24 protein-coding genes and 2 pseudogenes are annotated in these 18,770 nt (G+C 63.6%); all 26 read right to left on the reverse strand.

Annotated elements, in window-relative coordinates; translation table 11 throughout:
* Nucleotides 1-18: 18 nt before the first annotated feature.
* A complete protein-coding gene (gene tatC, locus ACYPXD_RS04135; protein WP_459707804.1) occupies nt 19-807 on the reverse strand; it encodes a twin-arginine translocase subunit TatC in 789 nt (262 codons plus the stop codon).
* A gap of 34 nt (nt 808-841) precedes the next feature.
* Nucleotides 842-997: pseudogene (tatB, locus tag ACYPXD_RS04140) on the reverse strand (Sec-independent protein translocase protein TatB); the annotation flags it as partial.
* Nucleotides 998-1,116: 119 nt separating this feature from the next.
* Nucleotides 1,117-1,393 (reverse strand): annotated as a pseudogene (gene tatB, locus ACYPXD_RS04145) (Sec-independent protein translocase protein TatB); the annotation flags it as partial.
* A 39-nt stretch (nt 1,394-1,432) separates the two neighbouring features.
* The gene (gene tatA, locus ACYPXD_RS04150; RefSeq protein WP_459707808.1) at nt 1,433-1,675 is read right to left on the reverse strand and encodes a Sec-independent protein translocase subunit TatA; all 243 of its coding nucleotides are present in this window, start codon (nt 1,673-1,675) and stop codon (nt 1,433-1,435) included.
* Between the two features lie 199 nt (nt 1,676-1,874).
* Nucleotides 1,875-2,240: a histidine triad nucleotide-binding protein gene (locus tag ACYPXD_RS04155; RefSeq protein ID WP_459707810.1), complete on the reverse strand. Its 366-nt coding sequence runs from the start codon at nt 2,238-2,240 to the stop codon at nt 1,875-1,877.
* Between the two features lie 82 nt (nt 2,241-2,322).
* Nucleotides 2,323-2,718: a DUF4870 family protein gene (locus ACYPXD_RS04160; RefSeq protein WP_459707813.1), complete on the reverse strand. Its 396-nt coding sequence runs from the start codon at nt 2,716-2,718 to the stop codon at nt 2,323-2,325.
* Nucleotides 2,719-2,805: 87 nt separating this feature from the next.
* Entirely contained in the window at nt 2,806-3,174 is a 369-nt protein-coding gene (locus ACYPXD_RS04165; protein ID WP_459707817.1) for a phosphoribosyl-ATP diphosphatase, read from the reverse strand.
* Complete coding sequence (hisI, locus tag ACYPXD_RS04170; protein ID WP_219798769.1) at nt 3,171-3,581, reverse strand: phosphoribosyl-AMP cyclohydrolase; 411 nt, start codon at nt 3,579-3,581, stop codon at nt 3,171-3,173. Before hisI ends, ACYPXD_RS04165 begins: the two co-directional genes overlap by 4 nt.
* 1 nt (nt 3,582) lies before the next feature.
* Nucleotides 3,583-4,356, reverse strand: a complete 774-nt coding sequence (gene hisF / locus ACYPXD_RS04175) for an imidazole glycerol phosphate synthase subunit HisF (protein ID WP_459707819.1) — start codon at nt 4,354-4,356, stop codon at nt 3,583-3,585.
* A gap of 180 nt (nt 4,357-4,536) precedes the next feature.
* Complete coding sequence (gene hisA, locus ACYPXD_RS04180) at nt 4,537-5,289, reverse strand: 1-(5-phosphoribosyl)-5-[(5-phosphoribosylamino)methylideneamino]imidazole-4-carboxamide isomerase (RefSeq protein ID WP_459707821.1); 753 nt, start codon at nt 5,287-5,289, stop codon at nt 4,537-4,539.
* 156 nt (nt 5,290-5,445) lie between these two features.
* Nucleotides 5,446-6,087 carry an imidazole glycerol phosphate synthase subunit HisH gene (gene hisH, locus ACYPXD_RS04185; RefSeq protein WP_459707823.1) on the reverse strand — a complete coding sequence of 214 codons (642 nt, stop codon included), beginning with the start codon at nt 6,085-6,087 and terminating at the stop codon, nt 5,446-5,448.
* Between the two features lie 30 nt (nt 6,088-6,117).
* Nucleotides 6,118-6,738: a YchE family NAAT transporter gene (locus tag ACYPXD_RS04190; RefSeq protein ID WP_075158299.1), complete on the reverse strand. Its 621-nt coding sequence runs from the start codon at nt 6,736-6,738 to the stop codon at nt 6,118-6,120.
* A gap of 174 nt (nt 6,739-6,912) precedes the next feature.
* The gene (hisB, locus tag ACYPXD_RS04195) at nt 6,913-7,500 is read right to left on the reverse strand and encodes an imidazoleglycerol-phosphate dehydratase HisB (RefSeq protein WP_459707826.1); all 588 of its coding nucleotides are present in this window, start codon (nt 7,498-7,500) and stop codon (nt 6,913-6,915) included.
* A 61-nt stretch (nt 7,501-7,561) separates the two neighbouring features.
* Complete coding sequence (gene hisC, locus ACYPXD_RS04200) at nt 7,562-8,632, reverse strand: histidinol-phosphate transaminase (protein ID WP_459707830.1); 1,071 nt, start codon at nt 8,630-8,632, stop codon at nt 7,562-7,564.
* 39 nt (nt 8,633-8,671) lie between these two features.
* The gene (gene hisD / locus ACYPXD_RS04205; RefSeq protein WP_459707833.1) at nt 8,672-9,994 is read right to left on the reverse strand and encodes a histidinol dehydrogenase; all 1,323 of its coding nucleotides are present in this window, start codon (nt 9,992-9,994) and stop codon (nt 8,672-8,674) included.
* A gap of 96 nt (nt 9,995-10,090) precedes the next feature.
* The gene (gene hisG, locus ACYPXD_RS04210; RefSeq protein WP_459707835.1) at nt 10,091-10,807 is read right to left on the reverse strand and encodes an ATP phosphoribosyltransferase; all 717 of its coding nucleotides are present in this window, start codon (nt 10,805-10,807) and stop codon (nt 10,091-10,093) included.
* The gene (gene murA / locus ACYPXD_RS04215) at nt 10,804-12,072 is read right to left on the reverse strand and encodes a UDP-N-acetylglucosamine 1-carboxyvinyltransferase (protein ID WP_459707837.1); all 1,269 of its coding nucleotides are present in this window, start codon (nt 12,070-12,072) and stop codon (nt 10,804-10,806) included. Before murA ends, hisG begins: the two co-directional genes overlap by 4 nt.
* A gap of 111 nt (nt 12,073-12,183) precedes the next feature.
* Entirely contained in the window at nt 12,184-12,423 is a 240-nt protein-coding gene (locus ACYPXD_RS04220; RefSeq protein WP_219798759.1) for a BolA family protein, read from the reverse strand.
* A gap of 82 nt (nt 12,424-12,505) precedes the next feature.
* On the reverse strand, nt 12,506-13,261 hold the full coding sequence (locus tag ACYPXD_RS04225) for an ABC transporter permease (RefSeq protein ID WP_459707841.1): 756 nt from the start codon (nt 13,259-13,261) through the stop codon (nt 12,506-12,508).
* Nucleotides 13,258-14,184, reverse strand: coding sequence for an ABC transporter ATP-binding protein (locus ACYPXD_RS04230; protein ID WP_459707843.1), 927 nt, complete (start codon nt 14,182-14,184; stop codon nt 13,258-13,260). Before ACYPXD_RS04230 ends, ACYPXD_RS04225 begins: the two co-directional genes overlap by 4 nt.
* Before the next feature lie 249 nt (nt 14,185-14,433).
* Nucleotides 14,434-14,760 (reverse strand): STAS domain-containing protein, encoded by a 327-nt coding sequence (locus ACYPXD_RS04235; RefSeq protein WP_459707962.1) that lies wholly within the window; start codon nt 14,758-14,760, stop codon nt 14,434-14,436.
* A 38-nt stretch (nt 14,761-14,798) separates the two neighbouring features.
* Nucleotides 14,799-15,428, reverse strand: coding sequence for an MlaC/ttg2D family ABC transporter substrate-binding protein (locus tag ACYPXD_RS04240; RefSeq protein ID WP_459707845.1), 630 nt, complete (start codon nt 15,426-15,428; stop codon nt 14,799-14,801).
* Between the two features lie 124 nt (nt 15,429-15,552).
* Nucleotides 15,553-16,533 (reverse strand): MlaA family lipoprotein, encoded by a 981-nt coding sequence (locus ACYPXD_RS04245; protein WP_459707848.1) that lies wholly within the window; start codon nt 16,531-16,533, stop codon nt 15,553-15,555.
* An 11-nt stretch (nt 16,534-16,544) separates the two neighbouring features.
* Nucleotides 16,545-17,078, reverse strand: coding sequence for an outer membrane lipid asymmetry maintenance protein MlaD (mlaD, locus tag ACYPXD_RS04250; RefSeq protein WP_459707850.1), 534 nt, complete (start codon nt 17,076-17,078; stop codon nt 16,545-16,547).
* 86 nt (nt 17,079-17,164) lie between these two features.
* The gene (mlaE, locus tag ACYPXD_RS04255; protein ID WP_459707852.1) at nt 17,165-17,932 is read right to left on the reverse strand and encodes a lipid asymmetry maintenance ABC transporter permease subunit MlaE; all 768 of its coding nucleotides are present in this window, start codon (nt 17,930-17,932) and stop codon (nt 17,165-17,167) included.
* Nucleotides 17,929-18,756: an ABC transporter ATP-binding protein gene (locus tag ACYPXD_RS04260; RefSeq protein ID WP_459707854.1), complete on the reverse strand. Its 828-nt coding sequence runs from the start codon at nt 18,754-18,756 to the stop codon at nt 17,929-17,931. The genes mlaE and ACYPXD_RS04260 overlap by 4 nt, the downstream gene beginning before the upstream one ends.
* Nucleotides 18,757-18,770 lie beyond the last annotated feature (14 nt).

Consider the following 18,770-nt stretch of genomic DNA (forward strand, 5'->3'; position numbering starts at 1 on the left):
GGCTGCCCGCGCGCCGCATCAGGGCGCCGCGTTACCCTCACCCTCTTTCTCCGCCGCCATTGCCGGCTTATTGACGAAGAGCCGCGCCGCGATAATGCCCGCCTCGTACAGAACGATCAGCGGAATGGCCAGAATCAGTTGCGAGAACACGTCGGGCGGCGTCACGACCGCCGACACGACAAACGCTCCCACCACCACATACGGACGGATCTGCTTGAGCTTTTGCACCGTCAGCACGCCCATGCGCACGAGCAGCACGACAACGATCGGCACCTCGAACGTCACGCCGAACGCAAGAAACATCGTCAGCACGAAGCTCAGGTAGTTGTCGATATCGGTGGTCATTTCCGCGCCGAGCGGCGCGTTGTAGTGCGCCATCACGCGGAAGATGGTCGGAAACACGACGAAGTACGCAAAGGCCATCCCGCACAGAAACAGCACATAGCTGCTGCTGACCAGCGGCATCACGAGTTTCTTCTCGTGCTGATAGAGTCCCGGCGCGACGAACGCCCAGATCTGGTACAGCACGATCGGCAACGCGATGACGAAAGCGACGAGCATCGTCACCTTCATCGGCACGAAGAACGAGCCGGTCACATCGGTGACGATCATCTTGCCGTCCTTCGGCAGGTTCATCATCAGCGGCCGCGCGAGCAGCCTGAAGATGTCGGGCGCCCAGTAGACGAGCCCCACGAATACGACAATCACCGCAATGCCGGCGCGCATGATGCGGTTGCGCAGTTCGACGAGATGGGAGATGAAGGTCTCTTCAGGACCTTCGTTCTGCTTGTGCTGGGGGTCGCTCACACCGGCCCTCGGTAGGAGATGGATTCACGAGTTATCAGAAGAAGCGCGTCGTGCGCCGCATGCTGGCCGGCTTGTGGCGCGCCACGCGGGCGGCGCCCGATTGCACGTGCGTACGGCGCGCGGTCGCACGTTTGTACCACGACGGTGTGGCCGTCTGTTTGATGCGCCAGTTCTTGCGCTTCGGCGCGCTCATTGGCGTGGTCGTGCCGAAGCCGTTCCACGACGAGGTCGAAGAACTGCTCGAAGCCGAAGAAGCGCCGCCATCGCCGCCGCTTCCCGCAATGCTCGGCGAAACCGACGTCCCCGCTTGCCACGCCTCGTTCAGCTCGGTTTCGTGCTTGCGCAGGTTGTCGTGAATTGTCGATTCGACGTTGTGCGCGGCCGATTCGAATTCGGTTTTCATCCGCCGCAGCTCGTCGAGCTCGATTTCACGCGTGACTTCAGCCTTCACGTCGTTGATATAGCGCTGCGCGCGGCCGAATAGCGCGCCCGCGGTGCGGGCGACGCGCGGCAGCCGCTCAGGGCCGAGCACGACCAGCGCGACCACGCCGATCAACGCCATCTTGGTGAGACCGAGATCCAGCATCGATGAGCTTCCCGTCAGTGCGCCGTACGAACCACCGGCTTAGCGCGAGTCGCCCGAATGCGTGGCCTTTTCTTTCGCGTCGACGTCGATCGTGCCCGCGCGCGGCAGTTCACGCTGCTGCGCCTGCGCGTCAGCCGGGGCGTCCGGGTCCTTCATTCCTTCCTTGAACCCCTTCACCGCGCCGCCCAGATCGCTGCCGATATTGCGCAGCTTCTTCGTGCCGAACACCAGAGCGACGATCAGCAGAACGATCAGCCAATGCCAGATACTCAACGAACCCATGAAAACTCTCCTTGTCTCCCGTCGCCCACCGACGTGAAGAAAACCCTTAAGCCTTGCGGCCCGACTCGAAGCGACGGTACTCCGTCCACTCTCTGCTTTTTAAACTAAACCGGTATTCCGGTTCACCACCAGGTTCGCCACCGACCACCGCAACTATCGGGGACCGACAGTATCGCCGCCGTTCGGTGATGAACATATGTCATCCCATGCGCAGCCACGGCCGCGGGCCGGCCAGCACATGCGCGTGCAGATGATAGACCTCCTGACCGCCGCCCGGACCGGTATTGATTACCGTCCGGAAGCCCGTTTCGCCGCCCGTGTACGCGACGCCCAGCTTGTCCGCAAGGCGCGCCACCAATACAAGCATTCTACCAAGCAGCGGCGCGTCGCCCTCGTGGCAATCGGTCAGTGTGGCGATATGTTTGCGTGGGATCACTAGTACGTGAGTATCGGCAGCCGGCCGGATATCGCGGAACGCGACGAATTCATCGTCTTCATGAACTTTAGTCGACGGAATTTCGCCTGCGGCGATCTTGCAGAAAAGGCAGTTCGGATCGTGGCTCATGGTCTTCCCGATGCTGATGCGTGGTTCCCCGATTTTGCGTGGCGCGGCTGCCGGCGCATGCTTTACCGCCGAGCGCTCAGCGCTAGAACCAGGCGCGAGCGTTTTGCAGCGGCTTATTGTCGTATAGATACAGCCAGCCTTTGATAATACGGTACAACGTCCAGATCGCGACAGCCCATAGAATCGGCACGCCGATCAGCACGATAAAAAGCGCCACGCCGATCAGATGGCCGATCAGGCCCATCCAGAACGTGCGGATCTGCCACTCGAAATGCGCCTCGTACGGCGTGCCGACCGTTTCGGCGCGCTTCAGATAGTTGATGATGATCGCCACCAGCACGGAAATGCCGCCCGTCAGCCAATACACCGCGTAGAGCGCATACAGCACGTGCGTCAGCGTGCGCAGGCCGCGCTGGCGGTCGATTTCGACCGCGCTCTGGTACGTCGGCGGCGGATATCCGCTATGCGACTGCTCCATGTTGCGTCCTCCTTCAGGTGCGATCAGAAGCGTGTTTATGCGATCGGCTGCGTGCAACGTTCATGCACTGCGGCGCGCCGCGCGGCTTCAATCGCCGTTGTGCTCGCGGTCGCGGCTCTTGCGCAACGCCTTTTCCTCGATCCCCGAGAGGCCCTCGCGCCGCTCGAGTTCGGCGAGCACATCGGCCGGGCTCAGGTCGAAATGCGACAGCGCCACCAGACAATGAAACCACAGATCGGCCATCTCGTAGACGAGCGCCTTGGCCTCGCGGCCGTGGCGCACATCTTTCGCGGCGAGCGCGACTTCGGTCGCCTCTTCGCCGATCTTTTTCAGCACCGCGTCGTCGCCCTTGTGAAAAAGGCGCGACACGTAGGAAGTCTCGGGATCGCCGCCCTTGCGGCTGTCGATAATCGCCGCGAGGCGCAGCAGCGTGTCGTGCGTGTGTGCTTGCGTCATTTGTAGATGTGTTCGGGATCTTTCAGTACTGGATCGACGGCGACCCACTCGCCATCGTCGACCGAGCCTTCGAATTTCTGGAAGAAGCACGAGTGGCGGCCCGTGTGGCACGCAATGCCCGATACCTGCTCGACCTTGAGCAGCACGACATCTTCGTCGCAATCGAGCCGCACTTCGTGCACATGCTGCACATGGCCGGACTCCTCGCCCTTGAACCACAGCCGCTGACGCGAGCGCGAAAAATACACGGCGCGGCCGGTTTCGACCGTCTTCGCGAGCGCCTCGCGATTCATCCACGCGAACATCAGCACGTCGTTCGTCGCAGCTTCCTGCGCGATGACCGGCACGAGGCCGTTCGCGTCCCATTTGACCTTGTCGAGCCAGTCGACACCCGAAGCGTTCACCACGTCACAGCCTCACTGAAATGCCCCGCTCGGCCATGAAGCGCTTGGCTTCGCCGACGGTATGTTCGCCATAGTGGAAGATGCTCGCGGCCAGCACGGCGTCGGCATGGCCGTCCGTGATGCCGTCCGCAAGGTGAGCCAGCGAGCCGACGCCACCCGACGCGATCACCGGTACCGGCACGGCATCCGACACTGCGCGCGTCAACGCGAGATCGAAGCCGCTTTTCGTGCCGTCGCGATCCATGCTGGTGAGCAGGATTTCGCCGGCCCCGAACTCGGCCATCTTGCGCGCCCATTCGATTGCATCGAGACCGGTCGCCTTGCGCCCGCCGTGCGTGAACACTTCCCAGCGCGGCGGCTCGCCATCGGCCGACACGCGCTTCGCGTCGATCGCGACGACGATGCACTGCGAGCCGTATTTGTTCGTCGCATCGCGCACGAGCTGCGGATTCGCGATCGCCGACGAATTGATGCTGATCTTGTCCGCGCCGGCGTTGAGCAAGCGCCGCACGTCTTCGACCGCGCGCACACCGCCGCCGACCGTCAGCGGAATGAATACCTGCGCGGCAACCGCTTCGATGATCGGCAGGATCAGATCGCGCTGATCGGAGGTCGCGGTGATGTCGAGGAATGTGAGCTCGTCGGCGCCCTGGTCGTCATAGCGGCGCGCGATTTCGACGGGATCGCCCGCGTCGCGCAGCTCGACAAAGTTGACACCCTTGACGACACGCCCGGCTGTCACGTCGAGACACGGGATGATGCGTTTAGCTAAGGCCATGATGGTGCGGATGCGTAGGTGAGCGGTGTGCTGTACTGCATGATGCGCGGCGTGCGGCGTGCGGCACGATGTGCCGCGCGATCTGCCGCCACCGCGCACGACCCGCTGCAATGCGGGATGACGACAACGGCGATCGATGAATCATGCGGCCTGGCGACTAACAACCCGGGGCGCCGGCGCTCACGCGTCATCCGATTCGCGCAACCGGTCCGCATGCGTCTGCGCAGCGGCGAAGTCGAGATCGCCCGAGTAGATCGCACGGCCGCAGATCACGCCTTCGACGCCCTCGTCTTCGACTTCGCACAGCGCCTCGATATCGCCGAGATTCGACAGGCCGCCGCTCGCGATCACCGGAATCTTCACCGCGCGCGCAAGACGCACGGTCGCCTCGATATTGATGCCCTGCATCATGCCATCGCGGCCGATGTCCGTGTAGATGATCGATTCACACCCGTAGTCTTCGAACTTGCGCGCGAGATCGGCCACTTCGTGGCCGGTCAGCTTGCTCCAGCCGTCGGTGGCCACCTTGCCGTCCTTCGCGTCGAGGCCGACGATGATGTGGCCGCCGAACGCCGTACACGCTTCGAGCAGAAACCCGGGGTTCTTCACCGCCGCGGTGCCGATGATCACGTATTCGAGGCCGTCATCCAGATAGCGCTCGATGGTGTTCAGATCGCGGATGCCGCCGCCCAGCTGTACCGGAATCTCACTGCCGACTTCTTCGATGATTGCGCGAATCGCCTCTTCGTTACGCGGCTTGCCGGCGAATGCGCCATTCAGATCGACGAGATGCAGGCGCCGCGCGCCGCGCTCGAGCCAATGGCGGGCCATTGCCGCGGGCTCCTCGGAAAATATCGTCGCCTGGTCCATATCGCCCTGTTTGAGGCGAACACATTGACCGTCTTTCAGGTCGATGGCGGGGATCAGCAGCATAGCAATCGGGTGATGTCTGGGAAGAGGGTTGAGGTCCGGCCGGCGCAAAGCCGTTCCGCTAGTTTAGTACAACTCTTTCGGCCGCCTTGCTAATGTCGGGGCGCCGCCGCAATGGCCGGATGGACGCACGAACCGGATCGCGCAAGACAGCGGAATTCATGGTTTCCAGTGCACGAAATTACGGTACACGCGCAAGCCCGCATCCGCACTTTTTTCCGGGTGAAATTGGGTAGCGAAGATGTTCTCACGCGCGACCGCCGACGTGAACGGCACGCCGTAGATCGTTTCGCCCGACGTGTGCCCCGCATTGTCGGGCACCACGTAGTAACTGTGCACGAAATAGAAGAAGCTCTGATCCGGCACGCCGTCCCAAAGTGGGTGCGGCTGCGCCTGATGGACGCGGTTCCAGCCCATTTGCGGCACCTTGAAGCGCGAACCGTCGTCCTGCAGCTGGCCCTCGAGCTCGAAACGCACGACCTTGCCCGGCAGCAGGCCGAGCCCGCGCGTGTCGCCCTCCGCGCTCCAGTCGAAAAGCATCTGCTCGCCCACGCAGACGCCCATCAGCGGCTTGTTGCGCGACGCTTCGAGCACCGCATCCTGCAGACCGGATTCACCGAGCGAGCGCATGCAGTCGGGCATCGCGCCCTGGCCGGGCAGCACGACACGGTCGGCGGCGCGGATCGCCTCGGGGCGATCGACGATCGCCACGTCCGCCTCGGGCGCCGCTTTTTTCAGCGCCTGCGCAACCGAGCGCAGGTTGCCCATTCCGTAATCCACAATCGCAATCGAAGTCTTCATTTCAAACCAGGGTTTTCACTTCAACAGGTTTTACTTCAGGGCAGGCAGCAGCGCCTTCAAGCCGTCGACGATAAATTCCACCGCGAGCGCCGACAGCATCAGACCCATGAGCCGCGTGCCGATATTGATACCGGTCCGACCGACCCAGCGCGCAATCGGTTCGGCCAGCCGCAGCGACACGAAACAGATGGCGGCAAGCACGGCTCCGATAGCGATCAGACTAACGCGGTCGTACCAATGGCGAAAGCTGGCCGAATAGACGATGACCGTACTGATCGATCCGGGTCCCGTCAGCAGCGGAATCGCGAGCGGCACGACCGCGATGTTGTCCTTCGATTCCGCCTCGTAGCGCTCCTCGGGCGTCGCGCGCGCATTGCCGATCTGCGCATTGAGCATGCTGATCGCCATCAATAGCATGATGATGCCGCCGCCGACTTCGAGCGAGCCGATCGAAATGCCGAAAAAGCTGATGATCTGCTGCCCGCACAGCGACGTCACCGCGATCACGCAAAACACGGAAATCGATGCGATGCGAATCGTGCGCCGTTGCTCCGCTTCCGACTGCTGCGCGGTCAGGCTCAGAAAAAACGGCACGACGCCGACCGGGTTGATCAGCGCAAGCAGCGAAATAAACGACTTGAGGATGTCCATCGCAAGCCGGGCGCGTCGACGCGGCACCGGTCCGGTTGGGCAACGCTTCAGGCGCCCGCTCTGGCAGGCAAGTGCCCCGAGGAGCCGCCTGAAGAGCGACCTGAAGCGCCACCTGCAGCGCCACCTGAAGCGCCACCTAAGTGACCGCCCTGAGAATGTGCCCCGGGATTCGTGTCAGAGGCTGCCCTTGGTCGACGGAATCTGCCCCGCCGCGCGTTCGTCCAGTTCGACGGCCATGCGCAGCGCCCGGCCGAATGCTTTGAAGACCGTTTCCATCTGATGATGGGCATTGAGGCCGCGCAGATTGTCGATATGCAAGGTGATGCCCGCGTGGTTCACGAACCCGCGGAAGAATTCGATGGACAGATCGACGTCGAAGGTGCCGATCCGCGCGCGCGTGAACGGCACATGGAATTCGAGCCCCGGGCGGCCGGAGAAATCGATCACGACGCGCGACAGCGCTTCGTCGAGCGGCACATACGCGTGACCGTAGCGGCGGATGCCCTTCCGGTCGCCGACCGCCTTCGCCACGGCCTGGCCGAGCGTGATACCGACGTCTTCGACCGTATGGTGGTCGTCGATATGCGTGTCGCCATGCGCCTCGATGTCCAGATCGACGAGTCCATGCCGCGCGATCTGGTCGAGCATGTGATCGAGGAACGGCACGCCGGTGGCCAGCTTCTGCTGGCCGGTGCCGTCCAGATCGATCTTCACACGGATCTGCGTTTCGCTGGTGTTGCGAACGACTTCCGCAAGGCGCATGACAATTCCTCGAAGCTTTCTTGAAAGGTAGGGTGGGAGATGAGCCGCTTGCTCGCACTCTTTAATGCAGCGCGAGCTTCAGCGCGGCAAGCAATTGCGTGTTCTCTTGCGGAGACCCAACCGTGAGACGTACGCAATTCGCCAGCAATGGGTGCATTTTACTCACGTTTTTGATCAAAACCCGCGCACTCAGCAGGGTTTCGAACGTCGCGGACGCATCGGGCACGCGCACGAGCAGAAAATTGCCGGCGCTCGGAAAAACCTGGGCGCCCGGCAGGCCGGCTACCGCCTGCGACAATTTCGTGCGCTCCGACCGCAATTGCGCGGCTTGGGCATCGAGCACGTCGGTGTGGTCGAACAGGAAATCGGCGGTTGCCTGCGTGAGCACATTGATGTTGTACGGCGGGCGCACCTTGTCGAATTCCGCGAGCCACGCCGGGCGCCCGGCGAGGTAGCCGAGGCGAATGCCGGCCAGTCCGAGCTTCGACACGGTGCGCATCACGACGACATTGTCGAAATCGCCTGCGCGCGGCATCCAGCTGCGCTCAGCGAACGGCTGGTAGGCTTCGTCGATCACCACCAGACTGCGGTTCGCGGCCACGATGATGCGCTCGATGTCGTTTTCGTCGAACAGATTGCCGGTCGGGTTGTTCGGGTAGGCCAGATAGACAATAGCCGGCCGATGCGCTTCGATGGCCGCAAGCATCGCGCCGGTATCGAGCGTGAAGTCCGCGTTCAGCGGCACGCCGACGAACTCGAGATTCGCGAGCTGCGCCGAGACCTCGTACATCACGAAACCCGGCACGGGCGCGAGCACTTTGGCGCCGGGCTGTGCGCACGCCACCGCCATCATGCTGAGGATCTCGTCGGAACCGTTGCCGAGCAGCACATCGCAGTTGGCCGGGATGTGCATCACGCGCTTGAGCTTGTCGATCAGCGCACCGGGACGCGGCGCCGGATAACGGTTCAGCGCGACGCCCGACAGACGCTCCGCGAGTTGCGCGGCAAGCGGCGGCGGCAGCTCGAACGGGTTTTCCATCGCGTCGAGCTTCACATAGCCGGTCGCATCCGGCACCGGATAGCTCGTCATCGCGAGCACGTCGCGGCGGATGATGTCTTGTGGTGTGGTCATAGCGTGCGGCTTTAGCCGTTCTCGTGAGGCCGTTTTCGTTTAGCCGTTCTGCTTCATCCGGTACTCGGCGCTGCGCGCGTGCGCGGGCAGCCCTTCGCCGTACGCCAGTTCCGCCGCGATCTCACCGAGCGTCTGTGCACCTTCCGCGCTGACTTCGATCACGCTCGAGCGCTTGAAGAAATCGTAGACGCCAAGCGGCGACGAAAACCGCGCGGTACGCGAGGTCGGCAACACGTGGTTCGGGCCCGCGCAGTAGTCGCCGAGGCTTTCGCTCGTATAGCGGCCGAGAAAGATCGCGCCTGCGTGACGAATCTGCTGCGCCCATTGCTGCGGCTCGAGCGCCGAAATCTCGAGGTGCTCGGGCGCGATATCGTTCGCGATCGCGCACGCTTCAGTCATGTCGCGCACCTTGACCAGCGCGCCGCGGCTCGTCAGCGACGCGGTGATCACGTCGCGGCGCGGCATCGACGGCAACAGGTCGTTGATCGCGTCTTCGACGCGCGCGATAAACGCATCGTCCGGACACAGCAGGATGGACTGCGCGAGTTCGTCGTGTTCGGCCTGCGAGAACAGGTCCATCGCAACCCAGCGCGGATCGGTCGTGCCGTCGCACAGCACGAGAATTTCCGACGGTCCCGCGATCATATCGATGCCGACCGTGCCGAACACGCGACGCTTCGCGGACGCGACATACGCATTGCCCGGCCCGCAGATCTTGTCGACGGCCGGCACCGTTTCCGTGCCGTAAGCAAGCGCGCCGACCGCCTGCGCACCGCCGATCGTGAACACGCGATCGACGCCCCCGATCAGCGCCGCGGCGAGCACGAGCGGGTTCTTCACGCCATCGGGCGTCGGCACGACCATCACGATCTCGCGCACGCCGGCCACGCGCGCCGGAATCGCGTTCATCAGCACCGAAGACGGATACGCCGCCTTGCCGCCGGGCACATAGATGCCCGCACGATCGAGCGGCGTCACCTTCTGGCCCAGCACCGTGCCGTCCGTTTCCTCGTATTGCCAGCTATGGCTGCCGCATTCGATCTTCTGCTTCTCGTGGTACCCGCGCACGCGCGCGGCCGCGGCTTCGAGCGCCGCACGGCGTTTGGGCTCGAGGCCTTCGAGCGCCGCTTCGAGTTCGGACATCGGCAATTCGAACGCAGCGACGTGCTTCGCGTCGAGCCGGTCGAAGCGGTTCGTGTACTCGAGCACCGCCGCGTCGCCGCGCGCTTTCACGTCGGCGAGGATCTGCGCGACCGCGCGCTCGATCGCCTCGTCTTCGCTCGCCTCGAACGCGAGCACCGCGTGCAGCGCCTTCTGGAAGCCATCGGCGCTGGAATCGAGTTTGCGAATCTTGATAGACATGCTGGTATCCGTTTCGGTAATCCGCGCGAGCGGGGTTGCTTTGCCTTGCACCTGGCTATGCGCCTGGCCAGGCATCGCGACGCCGCCCGCACGTCGTCACGCCGCGCGCCTCGAGGCGCGTTCGAACGCGTCGAGGAAAGGCCGCAGCGCGGCGCGCTTTAACTTCAGCGCGGCCTGATTCACGACGAGGCGCGAGGAGATCTGCATGATCTCCTCGACCTCGACCAGATTGTTTGCACGCAACGTACCGCCCGAGCTGACGAGGTCGACGATCGCATCGGCGAGACCGACGAGCGGCGCCAGTTCCATCGACCCGTACAGCTTGATCAGGTCGACATGCACGCCCTTCGCTGCAAAATGCTCGCGCGCGGTTTCCACGTACTTCGTTGCGACGCGCAGGCGCGCCCCCTGGCGCACCGCGTTCGCGTAATCGAAACCGGCCTTCACCGCGACCGACATCCGGCAGCGCGCGATATCGAGATCGGTCGGCTGATACAGACCGCTGCCGCCGTGCTCGATCAGCACGTCCTTGCCCGCCACGCCGAAATCGGCGGCGCCATATTCGACGTAAGTCGGCACATCGGTCGCGCGCACGATGATCACGCGCAGGTTCGGATCGGTGGTCGGCAGAATCAGCTTACGCGACGACTCCGGATCTTCAGCCACCTGCACGCCGGCGGCCGCAAGCAGCGGCACCGTTTCCTCGAAAATACGCCCTTTCGACAACGCAAGCGTCAACGGCGCGGCGGCGGCCTGCGCAGAAGAGGTTTGCCGGGACGACGGCGCGGTTTCCCTTGACTGCCCTGCGCTCATACCTGCTTACCCGAAATGCGACGCACATTGGCGCCGACCGCCGTGAGCTTCACTTCCATCCGGTCGTAGCCGCGGTCGAGGTGATAGATACGGTCGATCAGCGTCTCGCCTTCGGCGCACAGGCCCGCAATCACGAGGCTCGCCGACGCGCGAAGATCGGTTGCCATCACCTTCGCGCCCGAGAGTGTGTCGACGCCGTTCACCAGCGCCGTGTTGCCGTCGATCGTGACGTTCGCGCCCAGACGATTGAGCTCCTGCACGTGCATGAAGCGGTTCTCGAAAATCGTTTCGACCACCCGCGACGGGCCGTCGGCAATCGCATTGAGCGCCATGAATTGCGCCTGCATGTCGGTCGGAAACGCCGGGTATTCGGACGTGCGGAACGATACGGCCTTCGCGCGCTGGTTCATCCGCACACGCAGCCAGTTTTCGCCTTCGTCGATCGTGACGCCGGCTTCACGCAGTTTGTCGATCACGGCTTCGAGCGTCTGCGGACGCGTGTGGCGCAGCATCACGTCGCCGCCGGCGGCCGCGACCGCGCACAGGAAGGTGCCCGCTTCGATGCGGTCCGGCACCACCGTATGCTCGGCGCCGTGCAGCCTGTCGACGCCCTGGATCACGAGCCGGTCCGTGCCGATTCCGTCGATCTTCGCGCCCATCGCGACGAGCAGATGCGCCAGGTCGGCCACTTCCGGCTCGCGCGCCGCGTTCTCGAGCACCGTTTCGCCTTCGGCGAGCACGGCCGCCATCAGCAGATTCTCGGTGCCCGTCACGGTGATCATGTCCGTGATGATGCGCGTGCCCTTGAGCCGCTTCGCCCGCGCTTCGATAAAGCCGTGTTCGATCGTGATCTCGGCGCCCATCGCCTGCAGGCCCTTGATGTGCTGATCGACCGGCCGCGCGCCGATTGCGCAGCCGCCCGGCAGCGACACCTTCGCTTCGCCGAAGCGCGCCACGAGCGGGCCGAGCACGAGGATCGACGCGCGCATCGTCTTCACGAGCTCGTACGGTGCGACGAGGTTATTCACCTTCGACGCATCGAGCATCACCTTGCCGGTGTCTTCCGCCATTTCGGCCGCGACGCCCATCTGTCGCAACAGCTTGAGCGTCGTGCGCACGTCCTGCAGATTCGGCACGTTCGCGAGCTGGACCGGGTCCGCGCTCAACAGACTGGCGCAAAGAATCGGCAGCGCCGCGTTCTTCGCGCCCGAAACGGTGATCTCCCCTGCCAACTTCCGACCGCCTTCGATGACGAGTTTGTCCATGCCTGTCGGTTCCTGTTCGTTGCGTGCGCCGTTTTGCGCATGAGCGGAAAGGTGGGCGGCGCCGCTTACGGCGCCCTGACTATCTTGTGTAATACGCACTAGTGTTCCAGATTACGCGCTCTGCCACTCGGCAGGCGTCAGTGTTTTCATGCTGAGAGCGTGGATTTCTTCGCGCATGCGATCGCCGAGCGCCGCGTAGACGAGCTGATGCCGCTGGATCAGCCGCTTGCCTTCGAAGCTCGGCGAAACGATGGTGGCGAAGAAATGCTGGCCGTCGCCCTCGACTTCGAGATGCTCGCACGGCAGGCCTGCCGAGATGTAAGTCTTGATCTGCTCGGGAGTCGGTAACATGGGACGCTCCTAACTATCTTGGCAAATGAGCTGGCAAATAAGCTGGCAAACGAGCTGGCTGACGAGCTGACTCACGAGCCGGCTAGTGGCGCAGCTTGTAGCCGCTTGCGAGCAGACGCATTGCGAGCACGGCCAGCACCACGAAAAAGGCGGCGACGATCGCAAGGCTCACGAACGGATTGATATCCGACTGGCCGAAAAAACCATAGCGAAAGCCATCGATCATGTAGAAAAACGGATTGAGCCGCGACACCTCGCGCCAGCCGGGCGGCAGCGTATGCGTCGAATAGAACACGCCCGACAGGAATGTGAGCGGCACGATGATGAAGTTCTGGAACGCGGCGAGCTGATCGAACTTCTCGGCCCAGATGCCGGCGACCACGCCGAGCGTGCCGAGAATCGCCGACCCGAGCACCGCGAACAGAATGATAAAGAGCGGCGCGGTGAAGCTCACCGGAATGAACCAGATCGTCACGATAAACACGCCGAAGCCGACCGCGAGACCGCGCGCGACCGAAGCGAGCACGTAGGCGCCGTACATTTCCCAGTGCGACAGCGGCGGCAGCAGCACGAACACGAGATTACCGGTGATCTTCGATTGAATCAGCGACGACGAGCTGTTCGCGAACGCATTCTGCAACACGCTCATCATCACGAGACCAGGGATCAGGAAGCTCGTGTAGCCGACTCCGCTATACACCTGCACATGGTCGCGCAGCGCATGACCGAAGATCATCAGATACAGCAGCGCGGTGACGATCGGCGCAAGCACCGTCTGGAACGACACCTTCCAGAACCGCAGAAGCTCCTTGTAGAACAGCGTGCGAAACCCGCTCATGCAAGCCCCTCGACCACTTCGGGTGCGTTCATCACCTGGACGAACACGTCTTCGAGATCCGCCTTGCGCACCTCGATTTCATCGAATGTACAGCCCGCCGCGCGGCACTGCGAGAGAATCCGCTCGACGTCGTCGTAGGTCGACAGGCGCAGCGAATGCTCGCGCGCGTTGGCCGCGCCCGGGTCGGCTTCGAGCGCGCGCAGTTCGACCGGCAACACGCCCTGCGCAAAGCGCACGAAGAGTTGCAGACCCGCGAAGCGCTGCAGCAACTCGCTCGTGCGCTCGAGCGCGACGACTTCGCCCCGCCGCAGCATCGCGATGCGATCGCACAGCGATTCGGCTTCTTCGAGGTAGTGCGTGGTCAGCACAATGGTGTGGCCTTCGCGGTTCAGGCGCGAGATGAACTTCCACAGCGTCTGGCGCAATTCGACGTCGACGCCCGCCGTCGGCTCGTCGAGCACGATCACGGGCGGCCGGTGCACGAGCGCCTGCGCGACGAGCACGCGGCGTTTCATGCCGCCCGACAGCGCGCGCATGTTGGCATCGGCTTTTTCGGTCAGATCGAGATTGGCCATCACTTCGTCGATCCAGTCGTCGTTGTGACGCAGACCGAAGTAGCCGGACTGAATGCGCAAGGTTTCGCGCACGGTGAAAAACGGATCGAACACCAGTTCTTGCGGCACGACCCCGAGCGCGCGGCGCGCGTCACGGAAATCGTCGACGACGTCATGGCCGCGCACCGCGACGCTGCCTTCGTCGGCGCGCGCGAGACCTGCGAGGATGCTGATGAGCGTCGTCTTGCCCGCGCCGTTCGGGCCGAGCAGCCCGAAGAACTCGCCTTCTTCAACCGTCAGACTCACGCCTTTGAGCGCTTGCAGACTTTTGTAGCGCTTCTTGACGTTACGGAATTCTATGGCTGGCATGACTATGCGCCGACGGATGGCGGCGACTGAAAAGTGCGCGGTGCGCGCGAGAAAGGATGTGACAAAGATGTAGCGAAACGAAATTGGGGCCGGTTGCTTGCCCCAAAAAACGTTTGATTATAGGGCAAACTGCGCGGGCAAACCGCGCGGGCAATCCGCAGGCGAAATGCAGGGGCAAAACCCTGGTGCCCAAAGCCCGATGAATCGCGCTGAAGTCGGACCCGCCGGATTCGGCGGTTCAGCTGCGCATCACGAGGGCGACTGCTCGGTATCGACGGAGCGCGAATGTTGCGCCGACAGAAGCGCGTCGACGCCATAGGCCTGCGCGAGACTGGCGAGCCCGGCGGGGAGATTGACGATTTCCAGCGCTGCGCCGCGCGCGTTCGCGGCGCGCTGCCACGCAAGCAGCACCGCGAGCGCGGACGAATCGAACTGGGTGAGCGGCGCGCAATCGACGCCACGCGCTCCGCCCGCAATGCGCGCCAGACCGGCCTCGAGCGCTTGTTTCGCGCTCGCGTGGGTCAGCGTCGGACCGGTCGCGAATTTGTCGGGGGAGGCGCCGGCAACGCCGCCCATTACCGCACCCGCGACGTCGGCCCGTTGTGGCGTGCCGTTCACGACTGCTTGCCCGCCGCGAGTTGCTGGTTGCGCTGCGTGAGGAACTGGATCAGCCCGTCCACGCCATGCTGCTGGATCTGCTCCTGGAACTGCTGCTGGTACGCCTGGATCAGCCACGCGCCAAGCACGTTGATGTCATACACGCGCCAGCCTTGCGGCGTCTTGTACAGGCGGTAGTCGAGCTCGATCGGCTGGCCGTTGTTCATTACGGTCGAGCGCACGACGACGTCCGTATCGTCCGGGTTCGCGCGGAACGGCTTGTACTGGATTTCCTGGTTGCGCACCTGGGCAAGCGCGCCTGCGTACGTGCGGATCAGCAGCATCTTGAACTGCTCGACGACCTGCTCCTGCTGCTGCGGCGTAGCCGTGCGCCAGCTACGGCCCATTGCCAGCTGCGTGGTGCGGCGGAAATCGATGTACGGCAGGATCTTCTCGTTGACGAGCTGCGTGATGCGGTTGATATCGCCTTGCTGGATCGACTTGTCCGAGCGGATCGTGTCGATAACCTGCTGCGTGACGGTCTTGACCATCCCGTCCGGCGAATTCGTGTCGACAGTCTGCGCCGACGCCGCGCTACCGAACGCGAACCATGCTACGAAAAACGGGATAAAGAAGAATTTTTTCATTTCAAGCCCTGCATAAAGAAGAACGCTCACTTCGAACTCACGATATCACGCGAGTTCTATCGTAAACCATCGGAAACTTGCGAGAGTTGTATCCCGGTGTTACGAACGCTCGCAAGCTTCCGGCTTAGCGTAACCGCAGTGACGGATAACGCCCCGGCGGCACAACCTGCCCGCCCGGCACCGTATCGATCGACGGCGTACCGGAAGCCGGAGAAGCACCTTCAGCAGCCGGCGTGCCCGATGTGCCCTGCGCAGGCTGCGCGCCCGGCGCTGCCGACGACGCAGGCGCCGCAGGGACCGCTCCGCCACCGGGCATCGCCCCTGCGGCGCCTGCTGCACCGGCGGCACCCGCGGCGCCGGCGCCTTCCTGATCGTAATTCGGCAGCGGCGCACCATCGCCATAATTCGGCAAGGAGCCGCCCGCGCCACCCGTCAGCAGATACTGGCGCCGCTGCAGATACGCGTTGCGCACGAACGAGTACTTGTCGAGCGCGGCGCCTTCGAGCACGTCGCTCGCATTGAGCAGGTTGGCGCGCGTGTTGACGAGCTGCACGCCCCACAGGCTCCAGCTGATCGCGTCGGAATCGATGTACGAGATCGGGTTCGCGAAGTAGTTGCCGACGTAGCCGGCCGCGTCGCGCACCGTGCTCGGTCCGAACAGCGGCAGCACGAGATACGGCCCCGACGGAATGCCGTAATAGCCGAGCGTGAGACCGAGGTCGTTGTCATGCTTCGGCAGCTTCGCGAGCGTCGCGACGTCGAACAGGCCGCCGACACCGAACACCGTGTTGATCACGATCCGCATGATGTCGCCGACGCCATCGGCAATTTTCAGTTGCAGCAGGTTGTTGGCCGCGATATAGACGTCGCCGATGTTCGAGAAGAAGTTCGTTACGCTGTCGCGCACCGGCTGCGGCGTAATCTTCACGTAGCCCTGCGCGACCGGCTTCAGCGCGTACTGATCGACCTTGTCGTTGAACGTGAATACGGTGCGGTTAAAGCCTTCCCACGGGTCCTGCTTGCTCGGCGTCTGGACCGTCGAGCAGCCGGCGAGAGCCGCCACGGCAAGCGCGATCGCCGCAGCGCGCTGGGGTTTGATCTGCAATCTTGTTCTCCTTATTGGGCCGCGCCCGAGGCGGGTTGAGCCGGCGCGGCCGGTGCCGGCGCGGGGGACGCCGCCGGCTTCGCCGCGCCCGAATCGGCGGCCTTGCTGTACAGGAATTGTCCAATCAGGTTTTCGAGCACGATGGCCGATTGCGTCATCGCAATCGTGTCGCCGGCCTTCAGCATTTCCGTGTCGCCGCCCGGCTCGAGCCCGATGTATTGCTCACCGAGGAGCCCCGACGTCAGGATTTTCGCGGAGCTGTCCTTCGGAAACTCGTACTGCTTGTCGATATCGATCGTCACCAGCGCCTGGTACGTATTGCTGTCGAAGCCGATCGACGCCACGCGGCCGACCGTCACGCCCGCGCTCTTCACCGGCGCGCGCGGCTTCAGGCCGCCAATGTTGTCGAATTTGAGCTTGACCGGGTAGGTTGCCTGGAACGACAGCGAGCTCATGTTGCCGGCTTTCAGCGCGAGGAACAGCAGCGCAATAAAGCCCAACACCACGAACAGGCCGACCCAGAAGTCGAGAGCAGTCTTTTTCATCGTCATCCCAAAGTGAATCTTGACGCGCCGGCGCGCAGCCGGAGGGCGCGCGCAACGCGCCGCTTCCCGGCGCACCCGCGCGGGACCTAGCTGAACATCAGTGCGGTCAGCAGGAAATCGAGGCCGAGTACCGCAAGCGATGCGTAGACGACCGTTTTCGTCGTTGCGCGCGACACGCCTTCGGGTGTCGGCTTCGCTTCGTAGCCCTGGAAAAGCGCGATGAACGTCACCGCAAAACCAAACACTATGCTCTTGATCACGCCGTTGCCGACGTCGCGCCATACATCGACGCCACCTTGCATCTGCGACCAGAACGCGCCTGCATCGACGCCGATCAGCAGCACGCCCACCACATAGCCGCCAATGATGCCCACCGCGCTGAAAATCGCGGCGAGGATCGGCATCGCGATGATGCCCGCCCACATGCGCGGCGCGACCACCACCTTTAAGGGATCGACGGCCATCATTTCCATTGCGGTCAGCTGTTCGCCGGCCTTCATCAGGCCGATTTCGGCCGTGAGCGACGTGCCCGCGCGCCCGGCGAACAGCAGCGCGGTCACGACCGGCCCGAGCTCGCGCACGAGCGACAGCGCGACAAGCAGACCCAATGCCTGCTCGGAGCCGTAGCGGTTCAGCGTGTAGTAGCCCTGCAGCCCCAGCACGAAGCCGACGAACAACCCCGACACCGCGATGATGACAAGCGAATAGTTACCGACAAAATGAATCTGCTTTGTGACAAGCCGCGGACGCCGCAGCAGCGGAAAAAATTCGAGCACGAGGCGCACGAACATGCGCGCCCCATAGCCCGCCGTGCCAAGACTGCCGAGGACCGAACGTCCGATGGTTGAAATCATGAGCGGCCTCCGTTGCCGTTAAGGCCGAAATCAGCCGCAAGCGACGTGCTGCCCGGGTAGTGGAACTTGAACGGACCGTCCGGCGCGCCGTCGATAAACTGCCGCACGACCGGGTCCGCCGACGCGCGCAGTTCGTCCGGCGTGCCTTGCGCATGCACGCCGCCGTTCGCGAGAAAGTACACGTAATCGGCAATCGCGAACGACTCGGGCACATCGTGCGTGACGAGGATGGACGTCGCGTTGAGCGCGCGGTTCAGCGTGCGGATCAGATTGGCGGTGATGCCGAGCGAGATCGGGTCGAGGCCGGCGAACGGCTCGTCGTACATGATCAGTTCGGGATCGAGCGCGATCGCGCGCGCCAGCGCCACGCGCCGCGCCATCCCGCCCGAAATCTCCGACGGCGCCAGATCGCGCGCGCCGCGCAGGCCGACCGCGTTGAGCTTCATCAGCACGAGGTCGCGGATCAGTTCTTCGGGGAGATCGGTGTGCTCGCGTAGCGCGAATGCGACATTCTCGAACACCGACATATCGGTGAAGAGCGCGCCGAACTGGAACAGCATGCCCATCCGGCGGCGCAGCGCGTAGAGGCCGTCACGCGTCTGCGCGCCGATGTCCTGGCCATGGAACAGCACTTGGCCGCGCCGGGCACGCTCGAGGCCGCCGATCAGGCGCAGCACCGTGGTCTTGCCGCACCCGGAGCCGCCCATCACCGCCACGACCTGACCGCGCCCAAAGCGCAAGTTCAGGTTCGACAGAACGAGCCGGTCGTTGTAACCGAAGTCGACGTCGCGTAGCTCGAGGAGGGTCTCGGGAGAAGAAGGCAACTCTGACAGTCCTT

It is taken from the genome of Paraburkholderia sp. 2C, assembly GCF_054589215.1.